This is a genomic window from Enterobacter sp. 200527-13, assembly GCF_027924865.1.
Classification (GTDB): domain Bacteria; phylum Pseudomonadota; class Gammaproteobacteria; order Enterobacterales; family Enterobacteriaceae; genus Enterobacter; species Enterobacter ludwigii.
Window position 1 is genome coordinate 536,934 of the sequence record NZ_BSCM01000001.1, and the last position, 16,894, is coordinate 553,827.

Sequence of the window (16,894 nt, forward strand, 5' to 3'; positions counted from 1 at the left end):
CATTAATCTTCCAGTTTTGGCACCGGTGAGTCGTCCGGCGTTCTGACATGAACCTGTATAATACGTCGGCTGTCGGCCATTGCCACTTTGAACTGGTAACCGTCGATGTCAACGGTCTCGCCGCGTGCCGGAAGGTGGCCAAAGGCCTGCATCACCAGCCCGCCAATAGTATCGACCTCTTCATCGCTGAAATGGGTACTAAAGGCGTCGTTAAAGTCCTCAATCGAGGCCAGCGCGCGAACGGTCCAGGTGTGACGGCTAAGCTGACGGAAGTCGATATCCTCTTCTTCGTCATACTCATCTTCGATTTCGCCCACGATCAGCTCAAGGATATCTTCGATCGTGACGAGACCGGAAACGCCACCAAATTCATCAATAACAATCGCCATGTGGTAGCGCTGAGAGCGAAACTCTTTCAGCATCCGATCCACACGTTTACTTTCCGGCACAACCACGGCCTGGCGTAACACTTTTTCCATGCTGAAGGCTTCGGCATCGCTGCGCATAAACGGCAGCAGATCTTTCGCCATCAAAATCCCTTCAATGTGATCTTTGTCTTCGCTGATGACCGGAAAACGCGAGTGTGCGGATTCGATGATCACATCGAGGCACTCGTCCAGAGGCTGGTTACGTTTCAGGGTGATCATCTGCGAGCGGGGGATCATGATGTCGCGAACGCGCTGGTCGGCGATGTCCATTACCCCTTCGAGCATTTCGCGCGTATCTTCATCGATAAGGTCGTTTTGCCCGGAATCACGAATCAGCTCCAGCAGTTCGTCACGGTTTTTAGGTTCGCCGTGGAAAAGCTGGTTCAGAATGAGGGAGAAAAATCCCTTTTTGGTGTTTGTCGTGTCGCTACTGTGTGAATTGTCGTCGCTCATGGCGTTTGTTAAGGGTTCTCTTGTTAGTTCAACGTTTACCGCCGCGCTATTTCCCTACGCGGCGGCATGTTAGTCAGTCGGTCGACTGACTATTCTTTCTCGGCAATGTACGGATCCTCATAGCCCAGAGCAAGCATTATCTCTGTCTCGAGGGACTCCATCTCTTCCGCTTCGTCATCTTCAATATGGTCGTAGCCGAGCAGATGCAGGCTACCGTGTACCACCATATGCGCCCAGTGGGCTTCCAGCGGTTTTTGCTGCTCTTTAGCTTCCTGTTCCACGACCTGGCGGCAGATGATCAGGTCACCCAGCAGCGGCATCTCAATTCCCGGTGGGGCTTCGAAGGGGAAAGAGAGCACGTTGGTCGGCTTATCTTTCCCGCGGTAGGTCAGGTTAAGCTCATGGCTTTCGGCTTCATCCACCAGACGAATCGTGACTTCTGATTCTTCCTGAAACGGGGGGATAACCGCATCCAGCCATGTCTGAAACTGCGCCTCTTCTGGCAAGCCGGAATTATCGTCACATGCCAGTTGTAAATCGAGGATCACCTGACTCATTTTTGTTCTTGCTCCTGCGCTTCGCGCTTACGTTCTGCGGCCAGTTCGGCCTTACGCTTCTGATCTGCTTCTTCCCATGCTTCATAAGCGTTAACGATGCGCGCCACAACCGGGTGACGGACCACGTCTTCGCTGTGGAAGAAGTTAAAGCTGATTTCGTCGACGTCGGCCAGCACTTCAATGGCATGGCGCAGACCCGATTTGGTGCTGCGCGGCAGGTCAATCTGCGTGACGTCACCGGTAATGACCGCTTTTGAGTTAAAGCCGATACGTGTCAGGAACATTTTCATCTGTTCGATGGTGGTGTTCTGGCTTTCATCGAGAATAATGAATGCATCATTCAGTGTACGGCCGCGCATATAGGCGAGCGGGGCAACTTCAATCACGTTACGCTCAATCAGCTTCTCAACTTTCTCAAAGCCGAGCATCTCGAACAGTGCGTCGTATAACGGACGAAGGTAAGGGTCAACCTTCTGGCTCAGATCGCCTGGCAGGAAGCCCAGTTTTTCACCCGCTTCCACCGCCGGACGGGTCAGCAGGATGCGACGAATCTCCTGGCGTTCGAGCGCATCAACCGCCGCGGCAACGGCCAGATAGGTTTTACCCGTACCCGCCGGGCCCACACCGAAGGTGATGTCATGGTCGAGAATGTTGGCGATGTACTGCGCCTGGTTTGGCGTACGCGGCTTAATGACGCCACGTTTGGTCTTAATATTGATGGCCTTGCCATAGTCCGGCACACTTTCTGCGCTTTGCTCAAGCACGCGCGCCTCTTTGATCGCGAGGTGGATCTGTTCTGGCTCGATATCCTGTATTTCACCGCGCATTGGGGCGGTATCCACATACAGGCTACGCAGAATATCCGCAGCGGCGTTGACGCAGAGAGGGCGTCCGGTGAGTTTGAAATGATTATCGCGACGATTGATTTCGATACCCAGACGTCGCTCCAGTTGTTTGATGTTGTCATCAAACGGCCCGCACAGGCTCAGCAGGCGAGCGTTGTCTGCTGGCTCAAGGCTAATTTCACGCGTATCTATGTTCAAACTGTTCCTCTTTGATTGTTTAACTGACCCGGTGCCACCTGGCGTAATAAAACGGTCATTACCGAAATTATTCACGCCATAGAATAAAGGCGCAAGCGTTGCGGAAGATATTGGGGGCGATGAGAGGAAATACAAGGCCTGCCGAAACGGCAGGCCGGATGGCGTTATGGCTGGTAAATGCCGACGCCAGCGTCGCTTTCTTTGCGGGTGCGGGACATGACGGATTCCGGCGACTGTGCGATGCGCAGACCCATTTCGTCTTCGGTACGGACCACTTTCGCGCGCAGGGAGTTGGTCAGCACGTCGACAATCTCCACGTCCACAAATTTACCGACCATGTCTGGCGTGCCTTCAAAGTTCACGACGCGGTTATTTTCGGTGCGTCCTGACAGCTCCATAATGCTCTTACGGGAAGTGCCTTCCACCAGAATACGCTGGACGGTGCCGACCATACGACGGCTCCAGGCGTTGGCCTGCTGGTTGATACGCTCCTGCAGAATATACAGACGCTGCTTTTTCTCTTCTTCCGGCACATCGTCGACCATATCGGCCGCAGGAGTACCTGGACGCGCTGAGAAGATAAAGCTGTAGCTGACGTCAAAATTCACTTCGCCAATAAGCTTCATCGTGCGCTCAAAGTCATCCGTGGTTTCGCCCGGGAAGCCAACGATAAAGTCGGAGCTAATCTGGATATCAGGACGGGCTTCACGCAGCTTGCGGATGATGGATTTGTACTCCAGTACCGTATGTGGACGTCCCATCAGGTTCAGCACGCGGTCGGAACCGCACTGAATCGGCAGATGCAGGAAGCTCACCAGCTCTGGCGTATCGCGATACACATCAATGATGTCATCGGTAAATTCCATCGGGTGGCTGGTGGTGAAGCGAAGGCGGTCGATGCCGTCGATCGCGGCCACCAGGCGCAGCAGTTCTGCAAAGCTGCCGGTGGTACCGTCGTAGTTCTCGCCGCGCCAGGCGTTGACGTTCTGGCCCAGCAGATGAATTTCACGCACACCCTGTGCCGCCAGTTGCGCCACTTCAAACAGAATGTCGTCGGTCGGACGGCTCACTTCTTCGCCGCGGGTATACGGTACGACACAATAGGTGCAGTACTTGTTACAGCCTTCCATAATGGAGACGTAGGCTGTTGGACCATCCGCGCGTGGTTCTGGCAGACGGTCAAATTTTTCGATTTCCGGGAAGCTTACGTCAACCACCGGGCGGCGATTCTCGCGAACGGCGTTGATCATCTCCGGCAGGCGGTGCAGCGTCTGCGGGCCAAAAATAATATCAACATAGTGAGCACGCTGGCGGATCAGTTTGCCTTCCTGCGAGGCCACACAGCCACCCACGCCAATGATCACATCGGGTCTTTTGCGTTTGATAAGCTTCCAGCGGCCCAGTTGATGGAACACCTTCTCCTGCGCCTTCTCACGGATCGAACAGGTATTGAGCAGCAACACGTCCGCTTCGTTCGCGTTGTCAGTCAGTTGATACCCGTGCGTGGCATCCAGCAGATCGGCCATCTTGGATGAATCGTATTCGTTCATCTGACAGCCCCAGGTTTTTATATGGAGTTTTTTTGTCATCGACTTGCTCATGCTCAGGAATGCAGGGCGCGTATTGTAATGCTTTGCTGCGGTTGTGACCAGTATGAAGGTTGTCAACCTCAAGACCGAAAAAATCCGGTAAACTTAAGGTATATACCATTAAGGATAATTGACCATGACTCACCAACAAACCGAAATTGCCGTTGTCGGCGGCGGTATGGTCGGCGGCGCACTCGCGCTGGGGCTGGCGCAGCAGGGATTTGAGGTGACGGTTATCGAGCAGGCTGCCCCTGTTGCGTTTGACCCGACGGCAAAGCCGGATGTGCGAATTTCAGCTATCAGCGCCGCCTCTGTCGATCTGCTGCGCGGGCTGGGCGTCTGGGATGCCGTGCTCGGGATGCGCGCGCACCCTTACAGCCGTCTCGAAACCTGGGAGTGGGAGAATGCGCATGTCGCGTTTGATGCCGCTGAACTGAAGCTGCCCCGCCTGGGCTATATGGTGGAAAACACGGTCCTCCAACTGGCGCTCTGGCAAGCCCTGGAGGCGCATCCGAAAGTGGCGCTGCGCGTCCCGGCGTCACTTAACGCACTGCATCCCCACGAAGGCGGGTATTTGCTTGAGCTGGATAAGGGTGATGAGCTGGCCACGAAGCTGGTTGTCGGAGCGGATGGTGCCAACTCACAGGTCAGGCAAATGGCGGGAATTGGTATTCATGCCTGGCAGTACCAGCAGGCGTGCATGCTGATCACCGTGCAGTGTGAGAATGACCCGGGTGAGAGCACCTGGCAGCACTTTACCCCGAATGGCCCGCATGCCTTTTTACCGTTGTTTGATCGCTGGGCGTCGCTGGTGTGGTATGACAAACCGGCGCGCATTCGTCAGTTGCAGGGGCTGTCAATGGAGCAGCTGCAGCGAGAGATCCATCAGCACTTCCCACGCCGTCTGGGCAACGTCATGCCGGTTGCCGCCGGGGCGTTTCCGCTTACCCGTCGCCATGCATTGCAGTATGCCCGTGCAGGGCTGGCGCTGGTGGGGGATGCGGCACACACCATTCACCCGCTGGCGGGGCAGGGCGTGAACCTGGGATACCGTGACGTTGAGGCTTTACTGGATGTGCTGGGCAATGCGCGCGCTCACGCGGAGGCCTGGGCCAGCCATCCGGTACTGAAACGTTACCAGACGCGGCGCATGGCGGATAACTTTATCATGCAGTCGGGGATGGATCTGTTTTACGCCGGCTTCAGTAACGATCTTGGTCCGGTGCGCATTCTGCGTAACATTGGGTTGATGGCGGCGGAGCGTGCCGGTGGGCTGAAGCGTCAGGCACTGAAGTACGCGTTAGGCCTTTAATCTGAGTGCCTTCTCCTGCGGGAGAGGGCTTTCGGATGCGGTACATAATCCAACAAAAACAAAAAAGCCCGCAGAGCGGGCTTTTTTGTTACTAAGTGGCTGGGGTGCAGGGATTCGAACCCCGGAATGCTGGTATCAGAAACCAGAGCCTTACCGCTTGGCGACACCCCAATTGCGTTAAACAATGTGCTTAACGACTTTTTTAAATTGGCTGGGGTACGAGGATTCGAACCTCGGAATGCCGGAATCAGAATCCGGTGCCTTACCGCTTGGCGATACCCCAACAATTTTTTCTCGTCTGCCGAATCATTCGACAGATGACTAATTTGGTGGCTACGACGGGATTCGAACCTGTGACCCCATCATTATGAGTGATGTGCTCTAACCAACTGAGCTACGTAGCCAGTACTGCAATCTTCGATGGCTGGGGTACCTGGATTCGAACCAGGGAATGCCGGTATCAAAAACCGGTGCCTTACCGCTTGGCGATACCCCAATACCGCGGAGAACCGCAAAATCGAAGAAATATGGCTGGGGTACCTGGATTCGAACCAGGGAATGCCGGTATCAAAAACCGGTGCCTTACCGCTTGGCGATACCCCATCCGTGCAACGCTTACCTGGGAATGGTGCGGGAGGCGAGACTTGAACTCGCACACCTTGCGGCGCCAGAACCTAAATCTGGTGCGTCTACCAATTTCGCCACTCCCGCAAAAAAGATGGTGGCTACGACGGGATTCGAACCTGTGACCCCATCATTATGAGTGATGTGCTCTAACCAACTGAGCTACGTAGCCATCTTTTTTTCGCGTTACCTTATCGGCGTTGCGGGGCGCATTATGCGTATAGACCCTTGCAGCGTCAACACCTTTTTCAACGAAAATAGCCGGAATGTGACTGTTTGGTTAGGTTGCGAACAGCGTGACCGAATATTCGGCAATTATTGGTTATTTATCGTTTTTGGGGAGTGAAATAGGGGGCAAAAAAAATCAGGCCCCGCAGGGCCTGATTGGATGCTTTTCGATTACTTATAGGCAGACTGGTGTACGCCTACCGCACGTCCTGATGGATCGTTCATAGACTTGAAAGATTCATCCCATTCAATGGCTTTAGCCGAAGAACAGGCAACGGACGGGCCGCCCGGAACACACTCCGCCGCACTCGGCACCGGGAACAACTCTTCAAAGATTTCACGGTACAGATACGCCTCTTTGGAGCCTGGCGTGTTGTACGGGAAGCGGAAGCTCGCGGTTTCCAGTTGCTGATCGGAAACCTGTTTTGCCGCCACCTCTTTCAGGGTATCGATCCAGCTATACCCGACACCGTCAGAGAACTGCTCTTTCTGACGCCATGCCACGCTCGCCGGCAGGTAGGATTCGAAACATTCACGCAGGATATGTTTCTCCATTTTGCCGTTGCCGCACATTTTGTCCTGTGGGTTGATGCGCATTGCAACGTCGAGGAATTTCTTATCCAGGAAGGGAACACGCGCTTCCACGCCCCAGGCAGACATCGCTTTGTTGGCGCGTGCGCAGTCAAACATATGCAGCGCCTGCAGTTTACGTACTGTCTCTTCGTGCAGCTCTTTTGCGTTCGGCGCTTTGTGGAAATAGAGGTAGCCGCCAAATACTTCGTCAGACCCTTCACCGGAGAGCACCATCTTAATGCCCATCGCTTTGATCTTACGCGACATCAGGTACATCGGCGTGGAAGCGCGAATGGTGGTCACATCGTAGGTTTCGATGTGGTAGATAACATCGCGGATCGCATCCAGCCCTTCCTGCACGGTGAAGTGGATCTCATGGTGCACGGTACCGAGATGGTTTGCCACTTCCTGCGCGGCTTTCAGATCCGGTGCGCCTTCCAGGCCCACAGCAAAGGAGTGCAGCTGCGGCCACCAGGCTTCTGAACGTTCCTGATCTTCAACACGACGCGCGGCGAATTTCTTGGTGATCGCGGAGATCACGGACGAGTCCAGCCCGCCGGAGAGCAGTACACCGTAAGGCACATCTGACATCAGGTGGCTTTTAACAGAATCTTCCAGCGCCTGACGCAGTTCGGCTTTATCAGTCACGTTGTCTTTAACCGCATCATAGTCGAACCAGTCGCGCTGATAGTACTGACGGATCTCGCCGTCTTTACTCCACAGGTAACTTCCTGCCGGGAACTCTTTAATGGTGCGGCAAACCGGCACCAGGGCTTTCATTTCTGAGGCGACATAAAAGTTGCCGTGTTCATCGTGACCCATATACAGCGGGATAATACCAATATGGTCGCGGCCAATCAGATAGGCATCTTTTTCGCTGTCGTACAGGGCGAAGGCAAACATACCCTGCAGATCATCGAGGAATTCCGGGCCTTTCTCCTGATACAGCGCCAGGATCACTTCACAGTCAGAACCGGTCTGGAAGGCGTAACGGTCGCCGTACTCGGCGCGCAGCGCCTGATGGTTATAGATTTCACCGTTAACAGCCAGCGCGTGTGTTTTTTTCTCGTTATACAGCGGCTGCGCACCGGCGTTGACGTCAACAATGGACAGACGTTCGTGTGCCAGGATGGCTTTATCGCTGGCGTAAACGCCGGACCAGTCCGGGCCGCGATGGCGCATCAGGCGGGACAATTCGAGTGCCTTTTTACGCAGTTCGCCTGCGTCAGTTTTAATATCCAGTACGCCAAAAATTGAACACATAACCTTCTCCGTTAACCCTGTTGCTTTGTAATGTTGCTTGCTTATGAAAATGCCGCAAAGGGGGAGGGCGCGCAAGGGTTTTACGGGATAAAACGGAAATAGTGCAATGCTGATTGCCGAATAGTGAAAAACGAGTACGTCATAAACGCTTTTATTGATGATTATGCAATAAATTGGCTGTTTTGTTAGATGTGGGGTTGTTTATCGGGCGTGAAAATAAAAAACCACGCGCTGAGGCGTGGTTTGGGATCAGATAATATCAATTTCTTCGACGGAGGGATAAATCCAGCTCGGCCGGAAGGGCATGGCGTCAATATCGTCGAGCGTGGAGACACCGGAAAGCACCAGAATGGTTTCCAGGCCCGCCTGGAATCCGGCCAGGATATCGGTGCGCAGGTTGTCGCCGACAATCACCGTTTCTTCAGAGTGGGCCTGCATCTTGTTCAGCGCAGCACGGATGATCCACGGGCTGGGCTTGCCCACGTAGAATGGTTTCCGGCCAGAGATCTTTTCGATACCGGCACACAGCGCGCCGCAGGCAGGGTAAAAACCACGGCCGTGGGTATCCGGGTTGGTGGCAATAAAACGCGCACCGTTGGCAACAAAGTAGGAGGCTTTGTGCATCATCTCCCAGTTATAGGAGCGCGTTTCGCCAACGATCACAAAGTCCGGGTTCACATCTGTGATGGTAAACCCTGCCTTATATAACTCGTGGATCAGCGCCCCTTCACCCACCACGTAGGCCTTTTTTCCTTCCTGGCGCTTGAGGAAATCAGCGGTGGCCATGGCAGAGGTATAAAACACGCTGTCCGGCACGTTGACGCCTGCTGTGGCAAAGCGGTTTGCCAGGTCCTGACCGGTCTGAGAAGGGTAGTTCGTGAGAAGAACCAGAGGCATTCCTTTGTCGATGATGCGGTGAAGAAACTCCGCAGCACCTGGTACAGCAACGTTGTCGTGCATCAGCACGCCGTCGATATCACAAATTACATTCTTAATGGTCATGGACATTCCGACATCAAAAAAAGAAGGCGTTACTATAAGACCCGATCAACTTTCCAGCAAATGTTGCAACAGAATACCGTTGAGCATGGCGCGTTTAACCAGCGCAAATGCGCCTATCGCTGAGCGATGGTCAAGCTTAGAACGAACGACGGGAAGGTTCTGGCGGAAGGCTTTCAGCGCCTGAGTGTTAATGCAGCCTTCAATGGCGGGCAGCAGGACCTTCTCGGCCTCCACAATCTCACCGGCGATCACCACTTTTTGCGGGTTAAACAGGTTGATGGCGATGGCGATGGTTTTACCCAGATGGCGCCCCACCTGCTCAATAACTTCACAGGCCAGCGCGTCGCCTTTGTTGGCGGCTTTGCAGATCGTCCCTATCTTGCAATCGTCCAGCGTGACGCGGCTCTGGTAACCCTGTTCAAGCAGATGGCGCACCCGCTGTTCAATCGCCGTGTTGGCGGCAATCGTCTCCAGACAGCCAAAGTTTCCGCAGTGGCAGCGTTCGCCAAGCGGCTCTACCTGAATATGACCAATCTCACCGACGTTACCGTTGCGGCCAATAAAAATGCGCCCGTTAGAGATGATGCCTGCCCCTGTCCCGCGGTGTACGCGCACCAGAATCGAATCTTCACAATCCTGGCTCGCACCAAAGTAGTGCTCTGCCAGGGCCAGAGAGCGGATGTCGTGCCCCACGAAACAGGTCACTTTAAAGCGTTTTTCCAGCGCATCTACCAGCCCCCAGTTCTCAACCTTTATATGGGGCATATAACGGATCACGCCGCTTTCGGGGTCTACCAGGCCTGGCAGGATCACCGAGATCGCAATCAGTTCACGGATTTTGCGCTGACAGCTCTCGATAAAGTGTTCAATGGTATTCAGCAGCGCGTGTTCCAGCGTCTCCTGAGTGCGCTCCGGAAGCGGGTAGTGTTCTTCCGCGATGGCTTTGCTGCTCAGATCATAGAGCGTAAGGGTGGTGTCATGACGACCAAGACGGACGCCGATCGCCTGAAAATTGCGGGTTTCGGTAATAATGGAGATGGCGCGGCGGCCTCCGGTGGAGGCCTGCTGATCGACTTCTTTGATCAGTCCGCGCTCAATGAGCTGACGGGTAATTTTTGTCACGCTGGCGGGAGCAAGCTGGCTTTGTTCGGCTATCTGAATGCGCGAGATTGGCCCGTGTTGGTCAATCAGACGATAAACCGCCGCGCTGTTAAGTTGTTTAACGAGATCGACATTACCGATTTGAGCTTGTCCGCCTGGTGTCATACTTTTACTTACTCAGTGACGACCTCGTTACCATTAACGATGGTCTTGATAATTTTATAATCGTGTGTGAATGCCGTCAGGTTTGCAACCATACCTGGTGCAATTCCGCCAAGCTGTTTATCTACGCCCATCGCGCGCGCAGGATAAAGGGTCGCCATACGCAGGACTTCATCAAGCGCAATCCCGCAATGTTCAACCAGGTTACGCACCCCTTCAATCATCGTCAGGGAGGAACCGCTCAGCGTTCCGTTTTCATCAACACACAGTCCATTGCGGTAGTATATTGTTTTACCGGCAAAAATGAACTGCTCAATATTTGCCCCTGCCGGTGCGGTGGCATCGGTTACCAGACAGAGTTTGTCACCTTTCAGGCGCTTGGCGTTGCGAATGTTGGTGTAATCGACGTGCAAGCCGTCAGCAATAATGCCGCAGTAAACGTCCTGCTCATCGAGAATTGCACCGACCAGCCCAGGTTCACGACCGGTGATATACGGCATCGCGTTGTACAGGTGCGTCGCAAAGGTAATGCCGGCGCGGAAACCTGCTTTCGCTTCTTTTTGCGTTGCGTTTGAATGGCCCGCTGAAACGACAATCCCGGCGGCGGCCAGTTTGCTGATAACGTCAGGTCCCGCGATTTCAGGAGCCAGCGTCACTTTGGTGATCACATCGGCGTTGGCACACAGGTAGTCGACCAGCTCAGCGTCAGGTTTACGCACGTAATCCGGGTTATGCGTTCCTTTTTTCACGATGTTCAGCCACGGTCCTTCAAGATGCAGACCCAGCGCCTGATTAGGGTGTTTTGCCAGGTAGTCGCGCATCACGCGGATACCCTGTTTCATGAGATCATCACTACTGGTGATGAGGGTTGGCAGATAGCTGGTGCAGCCCGATTTCTCGTTGGCTTTCTGCATGATTTCCAGCGTGTCGACCGTCACCGCCTCCGCGGTGTCATTAAATTGCACACCGCCGCAGCCGTTCAGCTGTACGTCGATGAAACCGGGGGAGATTACTGCTCCATTGAGTGAGCGCTGTTCAATCCCCGGCGGCAGTTCTGCCTGCGGGCAAACACGTTCAATCAGACCATCGGCGATAACAATCGCATGGTCATCCAGAATATCATGGCCGGTATAAATCCGACCGTGGGTTAAAGCGTACATAACGACCCCCGGTTAAAAAAAGCGGCCGCCTCTTGATGAAGAGGCGGTTATTCAATTACAGACCTTTGATGTTCTCAGCTTCTAACTCGTTGAAGTATTTCAGCGTTTTCACTTTCAGCTCCATCGTGGACGGTTCGTCGCACACGATGACTGATTTTGGATGCAGCTGCAGGCAGCTGATGGTCCACATGTGGTTAACGTTGCCTTCAACGGCAGCCTGGAGCGCCTGCGCTTTCACGCCGCCCAGAACCAGAATCATCACTTCTTCGGCATCCAGCAGGGTGCCTACGCCTACGGTCAGGGCGTATTTTGGAACCTGGTTAACATCACCGTCAAAGAAGCGGGAGTTTGCCACGCGCGTGTCATGGGTCAGGGTTTTAATACGCGTACGGGAAGCCAGAGAAGAGGCCGGTTCGTTGAACGCGATATGGCCATCGTTGCCCACGCCACCCATGAACAGGTGGATTTTACCGTAGGAACGGATTTTTTCTTCATACTGACGGCATTCTGCGTCAATATCAGGCGCGTTTCCATTCAGCAGGTTAATGTTTTCAGCCGGAATATCAACGTGATCAAAGAAATTACGGTGCATAAAGCTATGGTAGCTTTCCGGATGATCCTTGGGTAAGCCGACATACTCATCCATGTTGAAGGTCACAACATGTTTAAAGCTAACCTGGCCTGATTTATGCATCTCAACCAGGGCTTTATACGCGGTCAGCGGCGTGCCGCCGGTAGGAAGGCCGAGAACGAAAGGACGATCGGCGGTGGGTTTGAACGCGTTAATACGGTTAACGATATGACGGGCGGCCCATTTACCGACTTGTTCAGCAGTTGCCAGGGGAATCAGTCTCATTGTTCACCTCAAGAGTTAAAGTAGAAGAGTGGGCGGATGGCTATCGGAACCTGAACTAAGCGTAACCTGGAACCTTTCAGGCCGGATCAATCCGTCTTGATTTTTTGAATGATAAAATAAGTTTTCACTGTTAGCCAGAGAAAGGGAGGGTTATTAACGATATTTGGTGACAAAAATCACAAAAAATACGTGTTTAATTTGCGATACGAATTAATTTTTCACACACTCACAATGCCAGTGAATCATCAACTGTATTTATCGTTGTCGACACAATAAAAACATAGTTTATGCACGAGCCTTAATAAGGGTCTCGTAGGGGGAATAGGATGAATATTTTAGGTTTTTTCCAGCGCCTCGGTAGGGCTTTGCAGCTCCCTATCGCCGTGCTACCGGTTGCAGCACTGCTGCTGCGATTCGGGCAACCCGATCTGCTTAATGTGCCATTTATCGCGCAAGCGGGTGGCGCGATTTTTGACAATCTGGCGCTGATTTTCGCCATCGGTGTGGCATCCAGCTGGTCAAAAGACAGCGCGGGTGCAGCGGCGCTGGCCGGGGCTGTCGGTTACTTCATCCTGACGAAAGCGATGGTGACGATAAACCCAGAAATTAACATGGGTGTTCTGGCAGGTATCATTACCGGTCTGGTCGGCGGGGCTGTTTATAACCGTTGGGCGGGGATCAAACTGCCAGACTTCCTGAGCTTCTTCGGTGGAAAACGTTTTGTGCCGATTGCGACAGGCTTCTTCTGTCTGATTCTGGCCGCGATCTTTGGCTACATCTGGCCACCGGTGCAGCACGCTATCCATGCGGGCGGTGAGTGGATTGTTTCCGCTGGCGCAGTGGGTGCGGGTATCTTCGGTTTCATCAACCGTCTGTTGATCCCAACCGGCCTGCATCAGGTGCTGAACACCATTGCCTGGTTCCAGATTGGTGAGTTTACCAACGCCGCGGGCGCGGTATTCCACGGGGATATCAACCGCTTCTATGCAGGTGACGGCACCGCGGGCATGTTCATGTCGGGCTTCTTCCCTATCATGATGTTTGGTCTGCCGGGCGCGGCGCTGGCTATGTACCTGGCCGCACCGAAAGCGCGTCGTCCAATGGTTGGCGGGATGCTGCTGTCAGTTGCCATCACCGCGTTCCTGACCGGTGTTACTGAGCCGCTGGAATTCCTGTTCATGTTCCTGGCTCCGCTGCTGTACCTCATGCACGCTGTGCTGACGGGTATTAGCCTGTTTGTTGCAACGCTGCTGGGTATCCATGCGGGCTTCTCCTTCTCCGCCGGCGCGATCGACTACGTGTTGATGTACAACCTGCCCGCGGCGAGCAAGAACGTCTGGATGCTGGTCGCAATGGGTCTGGTGTTCTTTGTTATCTACTTCGTTCTGTTTAGCGCAGTCATTCGTATGTTTAACCTGAAAACACCAGGCCGCGAAGATACGAAAGACGACATCGTTACTGGCGAAGCTAACAGCAATACCGAAGAAGGGCTGACCCAGCTGGCAACCAATTATATTGCCGCAGTAGGCGGTACGGATAACCTGAAAGCTATCGATGCATGTATTACCCGTCTGCGTCTGACGGTAGGTGATTCTGCGCGCGTTAACGATGCCATGTGTAAACGCCTTGGCGCATCCGGCGTGGTGAAACTGAACAAGCAGACCATCCAGGTTATCGTGGGTGCGAAAGCGGAATCGATTGGCGATGAAATGAAGAAAGTGGTTGCCCGTGGACCTATCGCGGCTTCTGCAGCGAACAGCGCGCCAGTGACGGAAGCCCCGGTGGCAAAACCGCAGGCCGTCCCTAACGCAACGACCATTGCCGCGCTGGTTTCACCGATTACCGGTGAAGTGGTTGCGATTGAGCAGGTGCCTGACGAAGCGTTTGCCAGCAAAGCTGTCGGTGACGGTGTGGCGGTGAAACCAACGGACAAAACCGTGGTGTCTCCTGCTGCCGGGACCATCGTTAAAATCTTCAACACTAACCATGCGTTCTGCCTCGAAACTGAAAAGGGCGCGGAGATCGTTGTCCATATGGGTATCGATACCGTCGCGCTGAACGGTCAGGGCTTTACTCGTCTGGTGGAAGAGGGGGCCGACGTAGTGGCAGGTCAGCCGATTCTGGAAATGGATCTGGATTACCTGAACGCTAACGCGCGCTCCATGATTAGCCCGGTCGTTTGCAGCAATATCGACGACTTCAGCGGCCTGGTAATTCAGGCGAAAGGTCAGGTCGTTGCGGGCCAGACGCCACTGTATGAGATTAAAGGCAAGTAATCGCTCCTGAGTAGAGTCATGCCTTAAGCGGCGGGGGTTTTCCTCCGCCGCTTTTTTTTGCAGCAATTGCCCCCATTATTTTCTTCAGAGACGTTTTAAGGGTTGTCACTACGTCCGGCTTATAAGATCATATGCCGTTATACGTTGTTTACGCTTTGAGGAATCCACGATGAGTGAGGCTGAAGCCCGCCCGAGTAACTTTATTCGTCAGATCATCGATGAAGATCTGGCCAGTGGTAAGCACACCACAGTTCATACCCGTTTCCCGCCGGAGCCAAACGGCTACCTGCATATTGGTCATGCAAAATCGATCTGCCTGAACTTTGGCATCGCGCAAGACTACCAGGGACAGTGCAACCTGCGTTTCGATGACACCAACCCAGTAAAAGAAGACATCGAATACGTTGAGTCTATTAAGAATGACGTGCAATGGCTGGGCTTCAACTGGTCTGGCGATATCTGCTACTCCTCTGACTATTTTGATCAGCTGTACGCCTATGCGGTCGAGCTTATCAATAAAGGTCTGGCGTATGTCGACGAGCTGTCTGCTGAAGAGATCCGCGAATACCGCGGCACGCTGACCGCGCCGGGTAAAAACAGCCCGTTCCGCGATCGCAGCGTTGAAGAGAACCTGGCGCTGTTTGAAAAAATGCGTGCGGGTGGCTTCGAGGAAGGTAAAGCCTGCCTGCGTGCCAAAATCGACATGGCATCACCGTTCATCGTGATGCGCGATCCGGTTCTGTACCGTATCAAGTTCGCTGAACACCATCAGACCGGTAACAAGTGGTGCATCTACCCGATGTACGACTTTACCCACTGCATCAGCGATGCGCTGGAAGGCATTACGCACTCCCTGTGTACGCTGGAGTTCCAGGACAACCGCCGTCTGTACGACTGGGTTCTGGATAACATCACCATCCCGGTGCATCCGCGTCAGTACGAATTCTCTCGTCTGAATCTGGAATACACGGTGATGTCCAAGCGTAAGCTGAACCTGCTGGTGACCGACAAGCACGTTGAGGGCTGGGACGATCCGCGTATGCCAACCATCTCGGGTCTGCGTCGCCGTGGTTATACTGCAGCGTCTATTCGCGAGTTCTGTAAGCGCATCGGCGTGACCAAGCAGGATAACACCATTGAGATCGCCTCTCTGGAATCCTGCATCCGTGAAGATCTGAACGACAACGCGCCGCGCGCAATGGCCGTCATCGATCCGGTTAAACTGGTTATCGAAAACTACCCGCAGGGCGCGAGCGAAATGGTCTCCATGCCTAACCATCCGAACAAACCGGAAATGGGCACCCGTGACGTGCCGTTCAGCGGTGAAATCTGGATCGATCGTGCTGACTTCCGCGAAGAAGCGAACAAGCAGTACAAGCGTCTGGTGCTGGGTAAAGAGGTGCGTCTGCGTAACGCATACGTGATCAAAGCTGAGCGTGTTGAGAAAGATGCGGAAGGGAATATCACCACCATCTTCTGCTCTTACGACGCTGAAACCCTGAGCAAAGATCCGGCAGATGGCCGCAAAGTGAAAGGCGTGATCCACTGGGTAAGTGCAACACATGCGCTGCCGGTTGAAATTCGCCTGTACGATCGTCTGTTCAGCGTGCCTAACCCAGGTGCAGCAGAAGACTTCCTGGCGACAATCAACCCGGAATCTCTGGTCATCAAGCAGGGGTATGCTGAGCCGTCTCTGAAAGCCGCTGAAGCGGGCAAAGCGTTCCAGTTCGAACGTGAAGGCTATTTCTGCCTCGACAGCCGTCACAGTACCTCGGAAAAACCGGTGTTTAACCGTACCGTTGGTCTGCGTGATACCTGGACTAAAGTCGGCGAATAATAACGCCGCTCTGGTCAATGAGAGACAAACGCCGCGTAATGCGGCGTTTTTTTATTGAATGATCATATCGTTAAGCGCGAGCAAAAATAATGTCTGCGCAATATTCAGGTCAATGTGGTGCTACTTATTTTTCTAAAAAAAGTTTGTATATTTCTGAAAATAGTGAAGGCCTGAAAATAACCAGTAATTTACACAATTACTGGCTTAAATTTAATGACTTGCCCCGCCAAATCTCGTCTCCCGCTAAATGTTACAAAGCACTACGAATTATGTGCACTTCGTCATAATCCTGACTTTTGCCCACGGAAAAGCATTGATAATTCGCGTCGCGAAAAATAACCTAAAGGCGGTAGTTAATTCGAGGGTATTTCTGACTACCCCTGACCTTTTGGTCTTTTATATTTTTCGCCGTTCAGGCGTTTTAATTCGT

At 53.4% G+C, this 16,894-nt stretch carries 12 protein-coding genes and 7 tRNA genes; 3 read left to right on the forward strand and 16 right to left on the reverse strand.

Translation table 11 applies throughout. The features are described 5' to 3' along the window. Nucleotides 1-2 precede the first annotated feature (2 nt). The 4 genes from corC to miaB all read right to left on the reverse strand — a co-directional run bounded on the left by corC (nt 3) and on the right by miaB (nt 4,070). Nucleotides 3-881, reverse strand: a complete 879-nt coding sequence (gene corC, locus QMG44_RS02505; protein WP_020884989.1) for a CNNM family magnesium/cobalt transport protein CorC — start codon at nt 879-881, stop codon at nt 3-5. An 89-nt stretch (nt 882-970) separates the two neighbouring features. After that, entirely contained in the window at nt 971-1,438 is a 468-nt protein-coding gene (gene ybeY / locus QMG44_RS02510; RefSeq protein WP_040016936.1) for an rRNA maturation RNase YbeY, read from the reverse strand. Continuing rightward, nucleotides 1,435-2,481: a PhoH family protein gene (locus QMG44_RS02515; RefSeq protein WP_020884987.1), complete on the reverse strand. Its 1,047-nt coding sequence runs from the start codon at nt 2,479-2,481 to the stop codon at nt 1,435-1,437. The genes ybeY and QMG44_RS02515 overlap by 4 nt, the downstream gene beginning before the upstream one ends. Before the next feature lie 164 nt (nt 2,482-2,645). Next, nucleotides 2,646-4,070, reverse strand: a complete 1,425-nt coding sequence (miaB, locus tag QMG44_RS02520) for a tRNA (N6-isopentenyl adenosine(37)-C2)-methylthiotransferase MiaB (RefSeq protein ID WP_020884986.1) — start codon at nt 4,068-4,070, stop codon at nt 2,646-2,648. Nucleotides 4,071-4,206: 136 nt separating this feature from the next. Between miaB and ubiF the strand changes: the two genes are divergently transcribed. Beyond that, nucleotides 4,207-5,382, forward strand: a complete 1,176-nt coding sequence (ubiF, locus tag QMG44_RS02525) for a 3-demethoxyubiquinol 3-hydroxylase (RefSeq protein WP_086532795.1) — start codon at nt 4,207-4,209, stop codon at nt 5,380-5,382. A gap of 96 nt (nt 5,383-5,478) precedes the next feature. Here the strand turns inward: ubiF and QMG44_RS02530 are convergent. From QMG44_RS02530 to nagB, 12 genes are all read right to left on the reverse strand, one after another. After that, a tRNA-Gln gene (locus tag QMG44_RS02530) sits at nt 5,479-5,553 on the reverse strand. A 37-nt stretch (nt 5,554-5,590) separates the two neighbouring features. Further along, nucleotides 5,591-5,665 (reverse strand) — tRNA-Gln (locus tag QMG44_RS02535). A 44-nt stretch (nt 5,666-5,709) separates the two neighbouring features. Further along, nucleotides 5,710-5,786, reverse strand: a tRNA-Met gene (locus tag QMG44_RS02540). Between the two features lie 17 nt (nt 5,787-5,803). Beyond that, nucleotides 5,804-5,878 (reverse strand) — tRNA-Gln (locus QMG44_RS02545). Between the two features lie 32 nt (nt 5,879-5,910). After that, nucleotides 5,911-5,985, reverse strand: a tRNA-Gln gene (locus QMG44_RS02550). A 23-nt stretch (nt 5,986-6,008) separates the two neighbouring features. After that, a tRNA-Leu gene (locus QMG44_RS02555) sits at nt 6,009-6,093 on the reverse strand. An 8-nt stretch (nt 6,094-6,101) separates the two neighbouring features. Continuing rightward, nucleotides 6,102-6,178 (reverse strand) — tRNA-Met (locus QMG44_RS02560). A gap of 227 nt (nt 6,179-6,405) precedes the next feature. Further along, nucleotides 6,406-8,070, reverse strand: coding sequence for an asparagine synthase B (gene asnB, locus QMG44_RS02565; RefSeq protein WP_010428626.1), 1,665 nt, complete (start codon nt 8,068-8,070; stop codon nt 6,406-6,408). A 249-nt stretch (nt 8,071-8,319) separates the two neighbouring features. After that, a complete protein-coding gene (gene nagD, locus QMG44_RS02570) occupies nt 8,320-9,072 on the reverse strand; it encodes a ribonucleotide monophosphatase NagD (RefSeq protein ID WP_020884984.1) in 753 nt (250 codons plus the stop codon). Nucleotides 9,073-9,117: 45 nt separating this feature from the next. Next, nucleotides 9,118-10,338 (reverse strand): N-acetylglucosamine repressor, encoded by a 1,221-nt coding sequence (locus tag QMG44_RS02575; protein ID WP_014169139.1) that lies wholly within the window; start codon nt 10,336-10,338, stop codon nt 9,118-9,120. Nucleotides 10,339-10,346: 8 nt separating this feature from the next. Then, on the reverse strand, nt 10,347-11,495 hold the full coding sequence (nagA, locus tag QMG44_RS02580) for an N-acetylglucosamine-6-phosphate deacetylase (RefSeq protein ID WP_086532794.1): 1,149 nt from the start codon (nt 11,493-11,495) through the stop codon (nt 10,347-10,349). A 55-nt stretch (nt 11,496-11,550) separates the two neighbouring features. Continuing rightward, entirely contained in the window at nt 11,551-12,351 is an 801-nt protein-coding gene (nagB, locus tag QMG44_RS02585) for a glucosamine-6-phosphate deaminase (RefSeq protein WP_086532793.1), read from the reverse strand. A gap of 326 nt (nt 12,352-12,677) precedes the next feature. On the opposite strand from nagB, the gene nagE reads away from it, so the two are divergent. Continuing rightward, the gene (gene nagE, locus QMG44_RS02590) at nt 12,678-14,627 is read left to right on the forward strand and encodes a PTS N-acetyl glucosamine transporter subunit IIABC (RefSeq protein ID WP_032677692.1); all 1,950 of its coding nucleotides are present in this window, start codon (nt 12,678-12,680) and stop codon (nt 14,625-14,627) included. 169 nt (nt 14,628-14,796) lie between these two features. Continuing rightward, nucleotides 14,797-16,464, forward strand: a complete 1,668-nt coding sequence (glnS, locus tag QMG44_RS02595) for a glutamine--tRNA ligase (protein WP_025204665.1) — start codon at nt 14,797-14,799, stop codon at nt 16,462-16,464. Nucleotides 16,465-16,894: the final 430 nt, after the last annotated feature.

Bases quoted from the DNA above. Each gene is read 5' to 3' on its own strand.
- corC (WP_020884989.1), bottom strand. From the start codon at position 881: ATGAGCGACGACAATTCACACAGTAGCGACACGACAAACACCAAAAAG.
- ybeY (WP_040016936.1), bottom strand. From the start codon at position 1,438: ATGAGTCAGGTGATCCTCGATTTACAACTGGCATGTGACGATAATTCC.
- miaB (WP_020884986.1), bottom strand. From the start codon at position 4,070: ATGACAAAAAAACTCCATATAAAAACCTGGGGCTGTCAGATGAACGAA.
- ubiF (WP_086532795.1), top strand. From the start codon at position 4,207: ATGACTCACCAACAAACCGAAATTGCCGTTGTCGGCGGCGGTATGGTC.
- asnB (WP_010428626.1), bottom strand. From the start codon at position 8,070: ATGTGTTCAATTTTTGGCGTACTGGATATTAAAACTGACGCAGGCGAA.
- nagD (WP_020884984.1), bottom strand. From the start codon at position 9,072: ATGACCATTAAGAATGTAATTTGTGATATCGACGGCGTGCTGATGCAC.
- QMG44_RS02575 (WP_014169139.1), bottom strand. From the start codon at position 10,338: ATGACACCAGGCGGACAAGCTCAAATCGGTAATGTCGATCTCGTTAAA.
- nagA (WP_086532794.1), bottom strand. From the start codon at position 11,495: ATGTACGCTTTAACCCACGGTCGGATTTATACCGGCCATGATATTCTG.
- nagB (WP_086532793.1), bottom strand. From the start codon at position 12,351: ATGAGACTGATTCCCCTGGCAACTGCTGAACAAGTCGGTAAATGGGCC.
- nagE (WP_032677692.1), top strand. From the start codon at position 12,678: ATGAATATTTTAGGTTTTTTCCAGCGCCTCGGTAGGGCTTTGCAGCTC.
- glnS (WP_025204665.1), top strand. From the start codon at position 14,797: ATGAGTGAGGCTGAAGCCCGCCCGAGTAACTTTATTCGTCAGATCATC.